General features: G+C 68.8%; 18 protein-coding genes. All 18 read left to right on the plus strand.

Annotated features, from left to right (window positions below; all coding sequences use genetic code 11):
* Positions 1-57: 57 nt before the first annotated feature.
* The 18 genes from L3078_RS31185 to L3078_RS31270 all read left to right on the plus strand — a co-directional run bounded on the left by L3078_RS31185 (position 58) and on the right by L3078_RS31270 (position 16922).
* The gene (locus L3078_RS31185; RefSeq protein ID WP_239757284.1) at positions 58-1221 is read left to right on the plus strand and encodes an LCP family protein; all 1164 of its coding nucleotides are present in this window, start codon (positions 58-60) and stop codon (positions 1219-1221) included.
* A 356-nt stretch (positions 1222-1577) separates the two neighbouring features.
* Positions 1578-1799, plus strand: coding sequence for a 50S ribosomal protein L31 (gene rpmE / locus L3078_RS31190; protein ID WP_028804216.1), 222 nt, complete (start codon positions 1578-1580; stop codon positions 1797-1799).
* Positions 1800-1901: 102 nt separating this feature from the next.
* Positions 1902-2978, plus strand: coding sequence for a peptide chain release factor 1 (gene prfA / locus L3078_RS31195; RefSeq protein WP_239757285.1), 1077 nt, complete (start codon positions 1902-1904; stop codon positions 2976-2978).
* Positions 2979-3018: 40 nt separating this feature from the next.
* Complete coding sequence (gene prmC / locus L3078_RS31200; protein WP_045558937.1) at positions 3019-3864, plus strand: peptide chain release factor N(5)-glutamine methyltransferase; 846 nt, start codon at positions 3019-3021, stop codon at positions 3862-3864.
* 68 nt (positions 3865-3932) lie between these two features.
* The gene (locus L3078_RS31205) at positions 3933-4580 is read left to right on the plus strand and encodes an L-threonylcarbamoyladenylate synthase (RefSeq protein ID WP_033526519.1); all 648 of its coding nucleotides are present in this window, start codon (positions 3933-3935) and stop codon (positions 4578-4580) included.
* The gene (locus L3078_RS31210; RefSeq protein ID WP_033526518.1) at positions 4577-5248 is read left to right on the plus strand and encodes an arsenate reductase/protein-tyrosine-phosphatase family protein; all 672 of its coding nucleotides are present in this window, start codon (positions 4577-4579) and stop codon (positions 5246-5248) included. Before L3078_RS31205 ends, L3078_RS31210 begins: the two co-directional genes overlap by 4 nt.
* 191 nt (positions 5249-5439) lie before the next feature.
* Entirely contained in the window at positions 5440-6678 is a 1239-nt protein-coding gene (locus L3078_RS31215) for a serine hydroxymethyltransferase (RefSeq protein WP_239757286.1), read from the plus strand.
* Positions 6679-6819: 141 nt separating this feature from the next.
* A complete protein-coding gene (locus L3078_RS31220) occupies positions 6820-8103 on the plus strand; it encodes an MraY family glycosyltransferase (protein ID WP_239757287.1) in 1284 nt (427 codons plus the stop codon).
* 433 nt (positions 8104-8536) lie between these two features.
* Positions 8537-8974, plus strand: coding sequence for a Cg1360 family ATP-synthase-associated protein (locus tag L3078_RS31225; RefSeq protein ID WP_239757288.1), 438 nt, complete (start codon positions 8537-8539; stop codon positions 8972-8974).
* Between the two features lie 273 nt (positions 8975-9247).
* The gene (atpB, locus tag L3078_RS31230; protein WP_184903689.1) at positions 9248-10018 is read left to right on the plus strand and encodes a F0F1 ATP synthase subunit A; all 771 of its coding nucleotides are present in this window, start codon (positions 9248-9250) and stop codon (positions 10016-10018) included.
* Positions 10019-10094: 76 nt separating this feature from the next.
* Complete coding sequence (atpE, locus tag L3078_RS31235; protein WP_143636214.1) at positions 10095-10328, plus strand: ATP synthase F0 subunit C; 234 nt, start codon at positions 10095-10097, stop codon at positions 10326-10328.
* A 40-nt stretch (positions 10329-10368) separates the two neighbouring features.
* A complete protein-coding gene (locus L3078_RS31240; RefSeq protein WP_239757289.1) occupies positions 10369-10917 on the plus strand; it encodes a F0F1 ATP synthase subunit B in 549 nt (182 codons plus the stop codon).
* Positions 10914-11729 carry a F0F1 ATP synthase subunit delta gene (locus L3078_RS31245; RefSeq protein ID WP_239757290.1) on the plus strand — a complete coding sequence of 272 codons (816 nt, stop codon included), beginning with the start codon at positions 10914-10916 and terminating at the stop codon, positions 11727-11729. Before L3078_RS31240 ends, L3078_RS31245 begins: the two co-directional genes overlap by 4 nt.
* 134 nt (positions 11730-11863) lie before the next feature.
* A complete protein-coding gene (gene atpA / locus L3078_RS31250; RefSeq protein WP_215449029.1) occupies positions 11864-13459 on the plus strand; it encodes a F0F1 ATP synthase subunit alpha in 1596 nt (531 codons plus the stop codon).
* Positions 13460-13480: 21 nt separating this feature from the next.
* Complete coding sequence (locus tag L3078_RS31255) at positions 13481-14395, plus strand: F0F1 ATP synthase subunit gamma (RefSeq protein WP_239757291.1); 915 nt, start codon at positions 13481-13483, stop codon at positions 14393-14395.
* Entirely contained in the window at positions 14395-15831 is a 1437-nt protein-coding gene (gene atpD / locus L3078_RS31260; protein ID WP_239757292.1) for a F0F1 ATP synthase subunit beta, read from the plus strand. The genes L3078_RS31255 and atpD overlap by 1 nt, the downstream gene beginning before the upstream one ends.
* Before the next feature lie 130 nt (positions 15832-15961).
* On the plus strand, positions 15962-16336 hold the full coding sequence (locus L3078_RS31265; RefSeq protein ID WP_239757293.1) for a F0F1 ATP synthase subunit epsilon: 375 nt from the start codon (positions 15962-15964) through the stop codon (positions 16334-16336).
* Positions 16337-16469: 133 nt separating this feature from the next.
* Complete coding sequence (locus L3078_RS31270) at positions 16470-16922, plus strand: DUF2550 domain-containing protein (protein ID WP_239757294.1); 453 nt, start codon at positions 16470-16472, stop codon at positions 16920-16922.
* Positions 16923-16981: the final 59 nt, after the last annotated feature.

A 16981-nucleotide genomic window follows, 5' to 3' on the forward strand; every position in this document is an offset into this window, starting at 1 on the left:
CCGACAGGCCTGCTCCTGAGCGCAGGGGGTAACCGACCGGAGAGAGAAGAGGAGCAGATGTCCGCCGAGAGCACGCCGGACGCCGGCATACCGGGGAAGACCGGCACCACGGGCACCACCGGCACCACCGGCCCGCGTCACCGCGGCGCCAAGGGCCGCCGCCGCAAGCCCCGCGACGGGCACAGCAGAGCGGCGCTCGCCGTCGTGTGGACCGCCGCGGGTGTCCTGGTGCTCGGCGGCACCGGGATCGGCTACCTGTACTTCAAGCTCAACGGCAACCTCAAGAGCGTCGACATCAACCAGGCCCTCGGCACCGACCGGCCCCTCGACGTCGACAACGGCTCCCAGGACATCCTGGTCCTCGGCTCCGACACCCGCGCGGGCAGCAACAAGAAGCTCGGCGGCGGTGTCGACGACGGCAGCGCCCGCTCCGACACGGCGATGGTCGTGCACGTCTACGAGGGCCACAAGCGGGCCAGCGTGGTCTCCATACCCCGGGACACCCTCGTCGAGCGGCCCGAGTGCACCGACGCGAAGGGCGAGACGCACCGGGCGGCCTCGTACGCGATGTTCAACTCGGCGTACTCCACGGGGGGTGCCGCGTGTGCGGTGAAGACCGTCGAGTCCATGACCGGGATCCGGATGGACCACTACATCGAGGTCGACTTCGCGGGCTTCGAGAAGCTGATCAACGTCCTCGGTGGGGTGCCCATCACCACCACGAAGGACATCAAGGACCCCGACAGCCATCTGGACCTGAAGGCCGGGGAGCACACGCTCACGGGCAAGCAGGCGCTCGGGCTGGTCCGGACGCGGCACGGGGTGGGGGACGGGTCCGATCTCGGGCGCATCCAGCTCCAGCAGGCGTTCATCAAGGCGCTGATCGAGCAGGTCGAGTCGGTCGGGATCTTCAGCAACCCCAAGAAGATCTACGACCTCGCCGAGTCCGCGACCGACGCCGTCACCACGGACTCCGAGCTGAAGACGGTCAAGGACCTCGCGTCCTTCGCGAACGGACTCAAGGGCATCGGCTCCAAGAACATGACCATGGTCACGATGCCGGTGCAGTACGACTCCGCCGACCCGAACCGGGTGCTGGTGGACGAGGCGAAGTCGAAGCGGGTGTGGGCGGCGCTGAAGGCCGACAAGCCGATCCCGAAGTCGGCGACGAAGGGGACGGCGACGGGGGCCGCAGGGGGCGTTGTGACCGCCGGCACCTGAAGGGGCGCGGGGAACTGCGCGACCGGCCCCGACGGCGGAGCGGCCGCGTACGGCGACGACGTGGCACCCCGTGGCGCGTGCCGACCCGCGTGGGACGCGCTTACCGGCGCTGACAGGGCGCCGCCTGCGCCCACCCTCCCCCACTCTCGGCTTCGCTCGAGCGGGAGGTACCCCCATCGCCCCAGCGGCACGACTGCCCGCAGCTGGGAGCCCTGGGTGGGGTGGGGGAATAGCTGGCGGGGGTCTCTGGTTTTGGGAGATGACGCCAGTGAATGGCAGACTGGTACGTCGGCTCCGGTTCACGCTCTCGCATCCCGCGGCAGCGACCCGGCGCCCTCCCGAAACTAGGAGACACCTTGAAGCGCGACATCCACCCCGAGTACGTCGAGACGCAGGTCAGCTGCACCTGTGGCGCGTCGTTCACCACCCGCAGCACGATCGAGAGCGGCACCATCCGTGCCGAGGTCTGCTCCGAGTGCCACCCGTTCTACACGGGCAAGCAGAAGATCCTCGACACCGGTGGCCGTGTGGCCCGCTTCGAGGCCCGCTTCGGCAAGGCTGCCGCTGCCAAGAAGTAGCGAGCCCCCAGCGCCGGTCCGCGGCGCCCCCATCGGGGGCGTCGGGACCGGCGCTTTGCGGTGGTGCAGCCCATTCACAACGTCGTACAGGGAGCCGGAGAGATGTTCGAGGCGGTCGAGGAACTGGTCGGGGAACACGCCGACCTGGAGAAGAAGCTCGCCGACCCGTCGGTCCACGCGGACCAGGCCAACGCGCGCAAGCTGAACAAGCGCTACGCGGAGCTGACCCCGATCGTCGGCACGTACCGCTCCTGGAAGCAGACCGGCGACGACATCGACACGGCCCGCGAATTCGCCGCCGACGACCCGGACTTCGCCGCCGAGGTCAAGGAGCTGGAGAAGCAGCGCGAGGAGCTGACCGAGAAGCTGCGGCTGCTGCTCGTGCCCCGGGACCCCTCCGACGACAAGGACGTCATCCTGGAGATCAAGGCCGGCGCGGGCGGCGACGAGTCCGCCCTCTTCGCCGGCGACCTGCTCCGGATGTACCTCAGGTACGCCGAGCGCGTCGGCTGGAAGACCGAGATCATCGACTCCACCGAGTCCGAGCTCGGCGGCTACAAGGACGTCCAGGTCGCCGTGAAGACCAAGGGCGGCCAGGGCGCCACCGAGCCCGGCCAGGGCGTCTGGGCCCGGCTGAAGTACGAGGGCGGGGTGCACCGCGTCCAGCGCGTGCCGGCCACCGAGTCGCAGGGCCGTATCCACACCTCCGCCGCCGGTGTGCTGGTCACGCCCGAGGCCGAGGAGGTCGACGTCGAGATCAACATGAACGACCTGCGGATCGACGTCTACCGCTCCTCCGGACCCGGCGGCCAGTCCGTCAACACCACCGACTCCGCCGTGCGCATCACGCACATTCCCACCGGAGTCGTCGCCTCCTGCCAGAACGAGAAGAGCCAGCTGCAGAACAAGGAGCAGGCGATGCGTATCCTGCGCTCCAGGCTGCTCGCCGCGGCACAGGAGGAGGCGGAGAAGGAAGCCGCCGACGCCCGCCGCAGCCAGGTCCGTACCGTCGACCGCTCCGAGAAGATCCGAACGTACAACTTCCCGGAGAACCGCATCTCGGACCACCGCGTCGGCTTCAAGGCCTACAACCTGGACCAGGTCCTGGACGGAGAACTCGACGCGGTGATCCAGGCCTGCGTCGACGCGGACTCGGCCGCGAAGCTGGCAGCCGCGTAAGGCACGTACGAGGTACGACGAGTACGACCGGAGGACTTGCGTGAACCTGCTGCTCGCGGAAGTGGCCCAGGCCACCCAGCGCCTGGCCGACGCCGGCGTGCCCTCGCCGCGCAACGACGCGGAGGAGCTCGCCGCGTTCGTGCACGGCGTCAAGCGGGGCGAGCTGCACACCGTCAAGGACTCCGACTTCGACGCCCGATACTGGGAGGTCATCGCCCGGCGCGAGCAGCGTGAGCCGCTGCAGCACATCACCGGGCGGGCCTACTTCCGCTACCTCGAACTTCAGGTCGGCCCCGGGGTGTTCGTGCCCCGGCCCGAGACCGAGTCCGTCGTCGGGTGGGCCATAGACGCCGTCCGCGCGATGGACGTCGTCGAGCCGCTCATCGTCGACCTGTGCACCGGCTCCGGAGCCATCGCCCTCGCCCTCGCCCAGGAGGTGCCGCGTTCGCGCGTGCACGCCGTGGAGCTGTCCGAGGACGCCCTGACATGGACCCGCAAGAACATGGCGGGCTCCCGCGTCGACCTGCGCCAGGGCAACGCCCTGGACGCCTTCCGCGACCTCGACGGCCAGGTCGACCTGGTCGTCTCCAACCCGCCGTACATCCCGCTCACCGAGTGGGAGTACGTGGCGCCCGAGGCCCGCGACTACGATCCCCAACTCGCCCTGTTCTCAGGGGAGGACGGCCTGGATCTGATCCGCGGCCTGGAACGCACCGCACACCGGCTCCTGCGCCCGGGGGGTGTCGTCGTCATCGAGCACGCCGACACCCAGGGCGGCCAGGTGCCCTGGATCTTCACCGAGGAACGGGGCTGGGCCGACGCGGCCGACCACCCGGACCTCAACAACCGGCCGCGGTTCGCGACCGCCCGCAAGGCGCTGCCCTGATGAGCACGGACCTGAGCACGCGCCCGACGACAACCCCCCAGCAGTACGTGTACGAGGAGGCCCGCTAAATGGCACGGCGATACGACACCAACGACGCGACCGACCGCGCCACCGGTCTGCGCGAGGCCGCGTCCGCCATTCGCCGGGGCGAGCTCGTGGTGCTGCCGACGGACACCGTGTACGGCATCGGCGCGGACGCGTTCACGTCGGAGGCCGTGGCCGACCTGCTGGAGGCCAAGGGTCGGGGCCGCAACATGCCCACGCCCGTGCTCATCGGCTCCCCGAACACCCTGCACGGCCTGGTCACGGACTTCTCCGAGATGGCCTGGGAGCTCGTCGACGCGTTCTGGCCGGGCGCGCTCACGCTCGTCGCCAAGCACCAGCCGTCGCTGCAGTGGGACCTCGGCGACACCCGGGGCACCGTCGCCGTGCGCATGCCGCTGCACCCGGTCGCCATCGAGCTGCTCACCGAGGTCGGCCCCATGGCGGTCTCCTCGGCCAACCTGACCGGGCACCCGGCGCCGGAGAACTGCGACGCCGCCGAGGCGATGCTCGGCGACTCCGTCTCCGTCTACCTCGACGGCGGCCCCACCCCCGGCAACGAGCCGTCCTCCATCGTCGACGTCACGGGCAAGGTGCCGGTGCTGCTGCGCGCCGGGGCCCTGTCGGCAGAGGAACTCCGCAAGGTCGTACCCGACCTTGAGGTGGCGAATTGACGGCCCCTGACGCGGGGCGTGGCATATGGGACGGGGAAGAGACGCGGACCTTCACGGGACTGCCGCGGGACACCTTCCGCATCCTCCACGTCAGCACCGGCAACGTGTGCCGCTCGCCGATCACCGAGCGGCTGACCCGGCACGCCCTGGCGGACCGGCTCGGGGACCCGCTGTGGGGCGGGCTGATCGTCGAGAGCGCGGGGACGTGGGGGCACGAGGGGGCGCCGATGGAGGCGAACGCGGAGGCGGTCCTCGCGGACTTCGGCGCGGACGCCTCCGGCTTCACCGGGCGTGAGCTGCTGGACGAGCACGTCATCAGGGCCGACCTGGTGCTGACGGCCACGCGTGACCACCGGGCGCAGGTCATCTCCATGGGGCACTCCGCGGGGCTGCGCACCTTCACGCTGAAGGAGTTCACCCGGCTCGTCCGCGCGATCGACCCCACCACGCTGCCTCCTCTGGAGGAGGGCATGGTCGTCCGCGCGAGAGCCCTGGTCCGCGCCGCCGCGGCTCTACGCGGGTGGCTCCTGGCCCCGACCGCCGAGGCCGACGAGGTCTACGACCCGTACGGCGCCCCGCTGCCCTTCTTCCGGTCGGTGGGCGACGAGATACACCAGGCGCTCGATCCGGTGGTGACGGCGCTGACCGGGGTGCCCGCGAGGGCCTGACACCGGGCGCGTGCGGACCCGTGGGTCTACATTGGCCGTACGTCATCACAGCGAGTGAGCCGAAGGGGCGCGTCGGTGTCGAGAGGTCGAGCGCGCGGAGGCCCGAAGGGCTGAGCACGGTCGAGCTGTCGACACCGACTGAGGTGCCCCGGAGGCGAGCCGCTCCACAACACGTCGCCCCGGAGTCCATCATGTCGGTCACCCCTGTTCTAGAGGCCGATGTCCTGCGGCGGCAGGACCCTGAGCTGGCCGACATCCTGCTCGGTGAGTTCGATCGGCAGGCGACGACGCTGCAGCTCGTCGCCGCCGAGAACTTCACCTCGCCCGCCGTGCTGGCCGCGCTGGGGTCGCCGCTCGCCAACAAGTACGCGGAGGGCTACCCCGGCGCCCGGTACCACGGCGGCTGCGAGATGGTGGACGTCGCCGAGCGGCTCGCCGTGGAGCGGGCCAAGGCGCTCTTCGGGGCCGAACACGCCAACGTGCAGTCGCACTCCGGCTCTTCGGCCGTGCTGGCCGCGTACGCCGCCCTGCTGCGCCCCGGCGACACCGTCCTCGCCATGGGCCTGCACTTCGGAGGGCACCTCACGCACGGCTCACCCGCCAACTTCTCCGGCCGCTGGTTCGACTTCGTCGGATACGGGGTCGAGGCCGAGTCGGGGCTGATCGACCGCGAGCAGGTGCGCACCCTGGCCCGTACGCACCGCCCCAAGGCCATCGTGTGCGGGTCGATCTCCTATCCCCGCCACATCGACTACGCCTTCTTCCGCGAGGTCGCCGACGAGGTGGGCGCCTATCTCATCGCCGACGCGGCCCATCCGATCGGGCTGGTCGCCGGGGGAGCGGCGCCCAATCCGGTGCCGTACGCCGACATCGTGTGCGCCACCACGCACAAGGTGCTGCGGGGGCCGCGCGGCGGGATGCTGCTGTGCGGGAGCGAGCTGGCCGAGCGGGTGGACCGGGCGGTGTTCCCGTTCACCCAGGGCGGCGCGCAGATGCACACCATCGCCGCGAAGGCCGTCGCGTTCGGGGAGGCGGCAACCCCGGCGTTCACCGCGTACGCCCATCAGGTGGTCGCGAACGCCCGCGTCCTGGCCCGGGGGCTGGCCGAGGAGGGGCTGGTGGTCGTCACCGGCGGCACCGACACCCACCTGCTGACCGTCGATCCCGCGCCACTGGGCGTCGACGGCCGTACGGCCAGGGGGCGGCTCGCGGCGGCCGGGGTGGTCCTGGACTGCTGCGCGCTCCCGCACTCGGACGCCCGTGGCCTGCGGCTCGGCACGGCCGCGCTCACCACCCAGGGCATGGGCGAGGCGGAGATGGCGCGGCTCGCGGTGCTGTTCGCGGGGGCCCTCAGGGACGGCGGCGACGGCAAGCGGACGCGTGAAGAAGTACGGGACCTGGCCGGAAGATTTCCGCCGTATCCGCGCTGAGGTGGGGTAGACGCACCACCAGGCACAGCATCACGTGCAACCATCGTCGCTACCCGGATGTCCTCCACCGTATGCGTGCACCGTCGCGCGCATCGCTAGGGTGTGAGGCTGTGATGGCCAGCGAGACCTGTGGGGAAGCCCGTGCGTGAATACCTCCTGACGCTCTGCATCACGGCCGCGGTGACGTACCTGCTGACAGGGCCGGTACGGAAGTTCGCGATCGTGGCCGGAGCCATGCCGGCGGTTCGTGCGCGCGACGTCCACCGTGAACCGACGCCCCGGCTCGGCGGCATCGCGATGTTCTTCGGGCTGTGCGCCGGTCTGCTGGTCGCCGACCATCTGACCAACCTCAGCCAGGTCTTCGCCGAGTCCAACGAACCGCGAGCCCTGCTCTCCGGCGCCGCGCTGATCTGGCTGATCGGCGTCCTGGACGACAAGTTCGAGATCGACGCCCTGATCAAGCTCGGCGGCCAGATGATCGCCGCCGGCGTGATGGTCATGCAGGGTCTGACGATCCTGTGGCTGCCCATCCCCAGTGTGGGGATCGTCGCACTGACCCAGTGGCAGGGCACCCTGCTGACGGTCGCCCTGGTCGTCATCACCATCAACGCGGTCAACTTCGTCGACGGCCTCGACGGTCTCGCGGCCGGCATGGTCTGCATCGCCTCCGCCGCGTTCTTCATGTACGCCTACCGCCTCTGGTACAGCTACGGCATCGAGGCCGCGGCCCCCGCCACCCTCTTCGCGGCCGTCCTGATGGGCATGTGCCTGGGCTTCCTGCCGCACAACATGCACCCCGCGCGGATCTTCATGGGCGACTCCGGGTCGATGATGATCGGCCTGGTGCTGGCGGCCGGCGCGATCTCCATCACCGGGCAGGTCGACCCGGACGTGATGAACCTGTACGGCTCGGAACGCAGCACGGTCTACTCGATGGTGCCGGTCTACATCCCGCTGTTGATGCCGCTGAGCATTCTCGCGATCCCGGCGGCCGACCTGATCCTCGCGATCGTGCGCCGCACCTGGCGGGGCCAGTCGCCGTTCGCCGCGGACCGGGGGCATCTGCACCACCGGCTGCTGGAGGTCGGGCACTCGCACAGCCGGGCCGTGCTGATCATGTATTTCTGGTCCGCGGTGATCGCCTTCGGCACCCTCGCCTACACGGTGAACTCGGCGTCCATGTGGATCGTCCTCGCCATCGCCATGCTCAGCGGGGTCGGGCTCTTCCTCCTGCTGCTGCCGCGCTTCACCCCCCGCGCGCCGCGCTGGGCGCAGAGCTTCGTCCCGCCCCGCTACCGCCGGCGCCCGGTCCCGGCGGCCGCGCCGGACCCGGTCCCGGACTGGACGCCGTCCCTCAACGGGGCCACGGCGATCGGTGGCCGTACGCACGAAGCGGAACGCAGCCCGGCGGGCGCGCGCCGCTGAGGGAGGGCCCGGCGCCGGGCCCTCGTCGCCCTGCTCGCAGAACCGGCCGGAGGCCGTGTGCGGTACCTCGCACACGGCCTCCGGCCGTCCGTCGTGCGGGCGGAGGGCGCGGGCGTCGCGCTGACGGCAAGGTAAGAATCTGACTAACACTTTGCCGATGCCATGCGAGTGCGTGACGGAGCAAACCGGCCTTATACCAGACAAGTCGGCGAGGATTTTGCACAGACGGGCGGCTTCACTCTCATGTGTGACACCTGGCACAGCATTCAGGTAAAGACCTCATCAAATAGTTTGTGATACGGTTCACGAGAACCCGGGACAGAGTCGAAGGACCGCACTGCGACGGTCCGTTGGCGCGAGATTCTCGCTCGCCCCCGGGGTCTACGCTCGTCCATGACGACACCCTGCCCCCTTAGCAAGCGGAGTTGCCGCCATGCCGTCCAATGACGTCCGGACCCTCCTTCAGGCCGCCGTACCCACGGCAGCCGCCGGCGCGATCGCCGCTGTCGTCAGCGGTGTCGTCGTCGGAGGCAAGGGGGCTCTCGGCGCCGTCGTGGCGGCGGTGATCACGATCCTCTTCATGGGAATCGGGCTCTACGTTCTGCAGCGCACTGCCAAATCGCTTCCTCATCTGTTCCAGATGATGGGCCTGATGCTTTACGCGGCGCAGATTCTGCTGTTGTTCATCTTTCTGTCCGCGTTCAAGGACACCACGCTGTTCCACCCTCGGGCCTTCGCGTTCACGCTGGTCGGCACCACGCTCGTGTGGATCGCCGCACAGACACGTGCTCACATGAAGGCCAAGATCCTCTATGTCGAACCCGATGCGCCGGCGGGCAACAAGCCCGAAAAATCGGGGCACTCGTCGTGAGGAGTAGGGCCGGGATAAGGGCGTGTGCGAACTCCTGCTATCGTCCGGTGCCAACTGCGGCATCGCGGGCGCGGGCATCTGAGCTGACGCCTGCTCAATCGCGAGGCTTGATGCCCCCCAGCCGCCCCCACATCCGTAACACCAGTCCAGTGCCGACCCGCGGCTGCGCGCCGCGCCGACACAACGAGGTTGCCGTACCCATGCGTCACGCCGAAGGAGCCCGTGGTGAGTGCTGACCAGACCCAGCTCGCCTTTGACTGGAGCTGTCGGATCATGTCCGACAACGGCTGTGGCTTCCCGGCTCCGGGCCTGCACTCGTTCCTCTTCAAGCCGATCGCCACGGTCGGCGGGTTCGAGTTCAACAAGGTGATGCTGCTCGCCCTCGTCACCACTCTCCTGGTGATCACGTTCTTCACCCTCGCCTTCGGCAAGGCGAAGGTCGTCCCGGGCAAGCTGCAGATGATCGGCGAGGCGGGCTACGACTTCGTACGCCGCGGCATCGTCTACGAGACGCTGGGCCGGAAGGAGGGCGAGAAGTACGTCCCGCTGATGGTCTCGCTGTTCTTCTTCATCTGGATCATGAACATCTGGTCCGTGATCCCGCTGGCCCAGTTCCCGGTGTCGTCGATCATCGCCTACCCGATGGTCCTCGCCCTGGTCGTCTACGTGGTCTGGGTCTCGCTGACCTTCAAGAAGCACGGCTTCGTCGGCTTCTTCAAGAACGTCACCGGCTACGACAAGTCGCTCGGCCCGGTGCTGCCGCTCGTCGTGATCATCGAGTTCTTCTCGAACCTGCTGGTCCGCCCGTTCACGCACGCGGTGCGACTGTTCGCCAACATGTTCGCCGGCCACCTGATGCTGGTCATGTTCACCGTCGCCTCCTGGTACCTGCTGAACAGCTGGATGATCCCGGCGGCCGGTGTCTCCTTCATCATGACCATCGTCATGATCCTCTTCGAGCTCTTCGTGCAGGCTGTCCAGGCGTACGTCTTCGTGCTCCTCGCCTGCTCCTACATCCAGGGCGCGCTCGCCGAGCACCACTGAGTCACGCGCTCCACCCGCCCCCAGAACGTCCGGTGGCCAACCACCGCCGGTCCATGAAAGAGAAGGAAGAATCAGCATGGCTGCCCTTGAGACCCTCGCCGCTGTCGAAGGCAACATCGGTTCCATCGGCTACGGCCTCGCCGCCATCGGCCCCGGCGTCGGCGTCGGCATCATCTTCGGCAACGGCACCCAGGCCCTGGCCCGCCAGCCCGAGGCCGCCGGCCTGATCCGTGCCAACCAGATCCTCGGCTTCGCCTTCTGTGAGGCGCTCGCCCTCATCGGCATCGTCATGCCGTTCGTCTACAACTGACGAACCCTGACGAGCAAACCTTTCAACGAAAGGCACTGATGTGATCGCCAACCTGGTACAGCTGGCGGCCGGGGAAGAGCAGAACCCGCTCGTCCCGCCGGGCCCCGAGCTGCTCGTGGGCGCCATCGCCTTCGCCATCGTGTTCTTCTTCTTCTGGAAGAAGGCGCTTCCGAACATCAACAAGGTTCTGGAAGAGCGCCGCGACGCGATCGAGGGCGGTATCGAAGAGGCCGACCGCATGAAGGTCGAGGCCCAGAGCGTGCTGGAGCAGTACAAGGCCCAGCTCGCCGAGGCTCGGCACGAGGCCGCGCGGCTGCGCCAGGAGGCGCAGGAGCAGGGCGCCGAGCTCATCGCCGAAATGCGGGCCGAGGGCCAGCGGCAGCGCGAGGAGATCATCGCCGCCGGTCACTCGCAGCTCGAGGCCGACCGCAAGGCCGCCGCTTCGGCGCTGCGCCAGGACGTGGGCAAGCTCGCCACCGACCTGGCCGGCAAGCTCGTCGGTGAGTCCCTGGAGGACCACGCCCGGCAGAGCCGTGTGATCGACCGCTTCCTCGACGACCTCGAGGAGAAGGCCGAGGCCACGCGATGAACGGAGCGAGCCGCGAGGCCCTGGCAGCCGCACGTGAGCGCCTCGACGCGCTGACGGACTCCACGTCCGTGGACGCGGCGCGGCTCGCCGACGAGCTGGCCGCCGTCACCGCTCTGCTCCACCGCGAGGTGTCGCTGCGTCGGGTCCTCACCGACCCGGCGCAGTCCGGCGAGGCCAAGGCCGAGCTGGTGGGCCGCATCCTCGGCGGTCAGGTCGGTACGACCACCGTCGACCTGGTGTCCGGTCTGGTGCGCTCCCGGTGGTCGCAGCCCCGCGACCTGGTGGACGCGCTGGAGCAGCTGGCCGACGTCGCCGACCTCACGGCCGCGCAGCAGTCGGCCACGCTCGACGACGTCGAGGACGAGCTGTTCCGCTTCGGCCGGATCGTCGCCTCGAACACCGAGCTGCGGTCCGCGCTGACCGACCGTGCCGCGGGTGGCCAGGCCAAGGGCGCGCTGCTGAGCAGCCTGCTCGGCGGCCGCGCCAAGGCCACCACCGAGCGTCTGGTGACGCGCCTCGTGACCGCACCGCGTGGACGTAGCCTGGAGGGGGGACTCGAGTCCCTGTCCAAGCTCGCCGCCGAGCGCCGGGACCGCATGGTCGCCGTCGTCACCTCGGCGGTCCCGCTGAGCGACCCGCAGAAGCGACGCCTCGGCGCCGCCCTGGCGAAGCTCTACGGCCGCCCGATGCACCTCAACCTCGACGTGGACCCCGGTGTCCTCGGCGGGATCCGGGTGCAGGTCGGTGACGAGATCATCAACGGTTCGATCGCGGACCGACTCGAGGACGCCGCCCGCCGCCTGGCGAGCTAGTACCCAACTTCATAGCAGTACGTACGTATGTCTGCGGCCCGGTTGGGCCGTGCAGAGGATTCACCTCTTTCAGGGGGGAGTCCCCATCCCCCCAAGTGAAACTTCGGGCCCAACAAGGAGAGCAGGGAACCCAGATGGCGGAGCTCACGATCCGGCCGGAGGAGATCCGGGACGCGCTGGAGAACTTCGTCCAGTCGTACAAGCCGGACGCGGCCTCGCGCGAGGAGGTCGGTACGGTCACCCTTGCCGGCGACGGCATCGCGAAGGTCGAGGGTCTTCCCTCGGCCATGGCCAACGAACTGCTGAAGTTCGAGGACGGCACCCTCGGCCTCGCGCTCAACCTGGAAGAGCGCGAGATCGGCGCCATCGTCCTCGGTGAGTTCAGCGGCATCGAGGAGGGTCAGCCGGTTACCCGTACCGGCGAGGTCCTGTCGGTCGCGGTGGGCGAGGGCTACCTCGGCCGCGTCGTCGACCCGCTCGGCAACCCGATCGACGGCCTCGGCGAGATCGAGACCAGCGGTCGTCGTGCCCTGGAGCTGCAGGCCCCGGGCGTCATGGCCCGTAAGTCGGTGCATGAGCCGATGGAGACCGGCTACAAGGCCGTCGACGCGATGACCCCGATCGGCCGTGGTCAGCGTCAGCTGATCATCGGTGACCGCCAGACCGGCAAGACCGCCCTGGCCGTCGACACGATCATCAACCAGCGCGACAACTGGCGCTCGGGCGACCCGAAGAAGCAGGTCCGCTGCGTCTACGTCGCCATCGGCCAGAAGGGCTCGACCATCGCGTCGGTCCGCCGCGCGCTGGAGGAGAACGGCGCGCTGGAGTACACGACCATCGTCGCCGCCCCGGCGTCCGACCCGGCCGGCTTCAAGTACCTGGCGCCCTACACCGGTTCGGCCATCGGTCAGCAGTGGATGTACGAGGGCAAGCACGTCCTCATCATCTTCGACGACCTCTCGAAGCAGGCCGACGCCTACCGCGCCGTGTCCCTGCTGCTGCGCCGCCCGCCGGGCCGTGAGGCCTACCCGGGTGACGTCTTCTACCTGCACTCCCGTCTGCTGGAGCGCTGCGCGAAGCTCTCCGACGAGCTGGGCGCGGGCTCGATGACCGGTCTGCCGATCGTCGAGACGAAGGCCAACGACGTCTCGGCGTTCATCCCGACCAACGTCATCTCCATCACCGACGGCCAGTGCTTCCTGGAGTCGGACCTCTTCAACGCCGGTCAGCGCCCCGCGCTGAACGTGGGTATCTCCGTCTCCCGTGTCGGTGGCTCCGCCCAGCACAAGGCGATGAAGCAGGTCTCCGGCCGTCTGCGCGTGGACCTCGCCCAGTTCCGTGAGCTGGAGGCGTTCGCCGCCTTCGGTTCCGACCTGGACGCCGCGTCCAAGGCGCAGCTGGAGCGCGGTCAGCGCATGGTCGAGCTGCTGAAGCAGGCCCAGTACGAGCCGATGTCCACCGAGGACCAGGTCGTCTCCGTGTGGGCCGGCACCACCGGCAAGATGGACGACGTGCCGGTCGCCGACATCCGCCGCTTCGAGAAGGAGCTGCTGGAGTACCTGCACCGCAAGGAGCAGGGCCTCATGACCTCCATCAAGGAGGGCGGCAAGCTCTCGGACGACACGCTGACCGCTGTCGCGGACGCGATCGCCGACTTCAAGAAGCAGTTCGAGACCGCGGACGGCAAGCTGCTCGGCGAGGACGCTCCGGCCGTCAACGTCTCCAAGTGACGTAAGGAAGGGACCTGACTCATGGGAGCTCAGCTCCGGGTCTACAAGCGTCGCATCCGATCCGTCACCGCGACCAAGAAGATCACCAAGGCGATGGAGATGATCGCCGCCTCGCGCGTCGTCAAGGCGCAGCGCAAGGTGGCGGCCTCCACGCCCTACGCGACCGAGCTCACCCGCGCGGTCACGGCGGTGGGCACTGGTTCGAACACCAAGCACCCGCTGACCACGCAGGCCGAGCAGGTCACGCGTTCCGCAGTGCTGCTGCTGACGAGTGACCGCGGTCTCGCCGGTGCCTTCAACTCCAACGCCATCAAGGCGGCGGAGAAGTTGACGGCACGCCTCGAGGCCGAGGGCAAGCAGGTCGACACGTACATCGTCGGCCGCCGCGGTGTCGCCCACTACAACTTCCGCGAGCGCAAGGTCGTGGAGCAGTGGACCGGCTTCACCGACGAGCCCACGTACGCGGACGCCAAGAAGGTCGCGGGCCCGCTGATCGAGGCCATCGAGAAGGAGACGGCGGACGGCGGCGTGGACGAGCTCCACATCGTCTACACCGAGTTCGTCTCGATGATGACGCAGCAGGCGCTCGACGCGCGTCTGCTGCCGCTCAGCCTCGAAGAGGTCGCGGAGGAGGCGCCCAAGGGCGAGATCCTCCCGCTGTACGACTTCGAGCCGTCGGCGGAGGACGTCCTCGACGCCCTGCTGCCGCGCTACGTCGAGAGCCGCATCTACAACGCGCTGCTGCAGTCGGCTGCCTCCAAGCACGCCGCCACCCGCCGCGCGATGAAGTCGGCGACCGACAACGCGGGCGAGCTGATCAACACGCTCTCCCGCCTTGCCAACGCGGCCCGCCAGGCCGAAATCACCCAGGAAATCAGCGAGATCGTCGGTGGCTCCGCAGCCCTTTCCGACGCGACCGCGGGGAGTGACAAGTAATGACGACGACTTCTGAGACGGCCGTTGCCACGGGCCGCGTCGCCCGGGTCATCGGCCCGGTCGTCGACGTGGAGTTCCCCGTCGACGCGATGCCGGAGATCTACAACGCCCTTCACGTCGAGGTGGCCGACCCGGCCAACGCCGGCGAGCTGAAGACGCTGACCCTGGAGGTCGCCCAGCACCTGGGTGACGGCCTGGTCCGCACCATCTCCATGCAGCCCACCGACGGTCTGGTCCGCCAGGCCCCGGTCACCGACACCGGTGCCTCCATCACCGTGCCGGTCGGCGACTTCACCAAGGGCAAGGTGTTCAACACCCTCGGTGAGGTGCTGAACGTCGACGAGCAGTACACGGGCGAGCGCTGGGGCATCCACCGCCAGGCCCCGAACTTCGACGAGCTCGAGTCGAAGACCGAGATGTTCGAGACCGGCGTCAAGGTCATCGACCTTCTCACCCCGTACGTCAAGGGTGGAAAGATCGGTCTGTTCGGTGGTGCCGGTGTCGGCAAGACGGTGCTCATCCAGGAGATGATCTACCGCGTCGCCAACAACCACGACGGTGTCTCCGTGTTCGCCGGTGTCGGTGAGCGCACCCGTGAGGGCAACGACCTCATCGAGGAGATGTCGGAGTCCGGCGTCATCGACAAGACCGCGCTGGTCTTCGGCCAGATGGACGAGCCGCCGGGCACCCGTCTGCGCGTGGCCCTCGCCGGTCTGACCATGGCGGAGTACTTCCGCGATGTGCAGAAGCAGGACGTGCTGTTCTTCATCGACAACATCTTCCGCTTCACCCAGGCCGGTTCCGAGGTGTCGACCCTGCTCGGCCGTATGCCCTCCGCGGTGGGTTACCAGCCGAACCTGGCCGACGAGATGGGTCTCCTCCAGGAGCGCATCACCTCGACCCGTGGTCACTCGATCACCTCGATGCAGGCGATCTACGTCCCCGCGGACGACCTGACCGACCCGGCCCCGGCCACCACCTTCGCCCACCTCGACGCGACGACGGTTCTCTCCCGTCCGATCTCGGAGAAGGGCATCTACCCGGCCGTGGACCCGCTGGACTCCACGTCCCGCATCCTGGACCCGCGCTACATCGCGGCGGACCACTACAACGCCGCGATGCGCGTGAAGTCGGTCCTGCAGAAGTACAAGGACCTCCAGGACATCATCGCGATCCTCGGTATCGACGAGCTCGGCGAGGAGGACAAGCTCGTCGTCCACCGTGCCCGTCGCGTGGAGCGCTTCCTGTCCCAGAACACCCACGTCGCCAAGCAGTTCACCGGCGTCGACGGGTCGGACGTGCCGCTGGACGAGTCGATCGCCGCGTTCAACGCGATCATCGACGGTGAGTACGACCACTTCCCGGAGCAGGCGTTCTTCATGTGCGGTGGTATCGAGGACCTGAAGAAGAACGCGAAGGAGCTCGGCGTCAGCTGACGTCAGGCACATCGTGATCAGTGGGGGGCGAGGCCACACCTCATGGGGTGCGTCCCGCCCCCCTCTGTACTCCCTCTAGAATTGACCCAACACCCGGCCGAGGCGCCGGGTGGTGACCCGAGGAGCCACCTTGGCTGCTGAGCTGCACGTCGCGCTGGTCGCGGCCGACCGAGAGGTCTGGTCGGGCCAGGCCACCCTGGTCGTCGCGCGGACCACGTCCGGCGACATCGGCGTCATGCCCGGTCACCAGCCGCTGCTCGGTGTGCTGGAGTCGGGCCCGGTGACCATCCGTACGAGTGAGGGCGGCACCGTCGTCGTCGCTGTGCACGGCGGTTTCATCTCGTTCGCGGACAACAAGCTGTCCCTGCTGGCCGAGGTCGCCGAGCTGGCCGACGAGATCGACGTCCAGGGCGCCCAGCAGGAGCTGGAGCGCGCGAAGGCGGAGGGCGATGCCGCCGCCGAGCGCCGCGCGGATGTACGACTGCGTACGGCGGGTGCGCGCTGAGCGCAGACGCCGTGTGATGCTGTACCTCAGCCGCGGCTGGGTCTGGATGTCCTCATCCCGACCCAGCCGCGGCTGAGGCGAATATGGGTGTTTTTTACGTTTCGTTACCTAGGAGACGAGGAGGTCGGTGTCGATGGTCCTCGCTCTGACTGTGTGCGGTTCGGTGATCGCGCTCGTGGTGGTCGGGCTCTTCGTCTTCGGACTGCGCCGACGCCTCATCCAGCGCTCCGGGGGCACCTTCGACTGCAGCCTCCGCTGGGACGCGCCGGAGAAACCCGGCAGCGACGAGAGCGGCAAGGGCTGGGGGTACGGCGTCGCCCGCTACAACGGCGACCGCATCGAGTGGTACCGCGTCTTCTCGTACTCGCCCCGCCCCCGCCGCGTCCTGGAGCGTGCCTCGATCGAGGTGGCCGGGCGTCGCACCCCCGAGGGCGAGGAGGAGCTGGCGCTCCTCTCCGACGCCGTGATCCTCGCGTGTCTGCACCGCGGGACCCGGCTGGAGCTGGCGATGAGCGAGGACGCGCTGACCGGTTTCCTCGCGTGGCTGGAGGCAGCCCCGCCCGGACAGCGAGTGAATGTGGCGTAGCCACTTTCACTCGCTGGGTGGGGGTCCCCCCGGACGAAGTCTGGGGGAGCGTCAATGTG

Source organism: Streptomyces deccanensis, assembly GCF_022385335.1.
Classification (GTDB): Bacteria; Actinomycetota; Actinomycetes; order Streptomycetales; family Streptomycetaceae; genus Streptomyces; species Streptomyces deccanensis.

Coding starts and splice junctions, on each gene's coding strand:
- L3078_RS31185 (WP_239757284.1), top strand. CDS start 58: ATGTCCGCCGAGAGCACGCCGGACGCCGGCATACCGGGGAAGACCGGC.
- prfA (WP_239757285.1), top strand. CDS start 1,902: ATGTTCGAGGCGGTCGAGGAACTGGTCGGGGAACACGCCGACCTGGAG.
- L3078_RS31205 (WP_033526519.1), top strand. CDS start 3,933: ATGGCACGGCGATACGACACCAACGACGCGACCGACCGCGCCACCGGT.
- L3078_RS31215 (WP_239757286.1), top strand. CDS start 5,440: ATGTCGGTCACCCCTGTTCTAGAGGCCGATGTCCTGCGGCGGCAGGAC.
- L3078_RS31225 (WP_239757288.1), top strand. CDS start 8,537: ATGCCGTCCAATGACGTCCGGACCCTCCTTCAGGCCGCCGTACCCACG.
- atpB (WP_184903689.1), top strand. CDS start 9,248: ATGTCCGACAACGGCTGTGGCTTCCCGGCTCCGGGCCTGCACTCGTTC.
- atpE (WP_143636214.1), top strand. CDS start 10,095: ATGGCTGCCCTTGAGACCCTCGCCGCTGTCGAAGGCAACATCGGTTCC.
- L3078_RS31245 (WP_239757290.1), top strand. CDS start 10,914: ATGAACGGAGCGAGCCGCGAGGCCCTGGCAGCCGCACGTGAGCGCCTC.
- atpA (WP_215449029.1), top strand. CDS start 11,864: ATGGCGGAGCTCACGATCCGGCCGGAGGAGATCCGGGACGCGCTGGAG.
- L3078_RS31255 (WP_239757291.1), top strand. CDS start 13,481: ATGGGAGCTCAGCTCCGGGTCTACAAGCGTCGCATCCGATCCGTCACC.
- atpD (WP_239757292.1), top strand. CDS start 14,395: ATGACGACGACTTCTGAGACGGCCGTTGCCACGGGCCGCGTCGCCCGG.
- L3078_RS31270 (WP_239757294.1), top strand. CDS start 16,470: ATGGTCCTCGCTCTGACTGTGTGCGGTTCGGTGATCGCGCTCGTGGTG.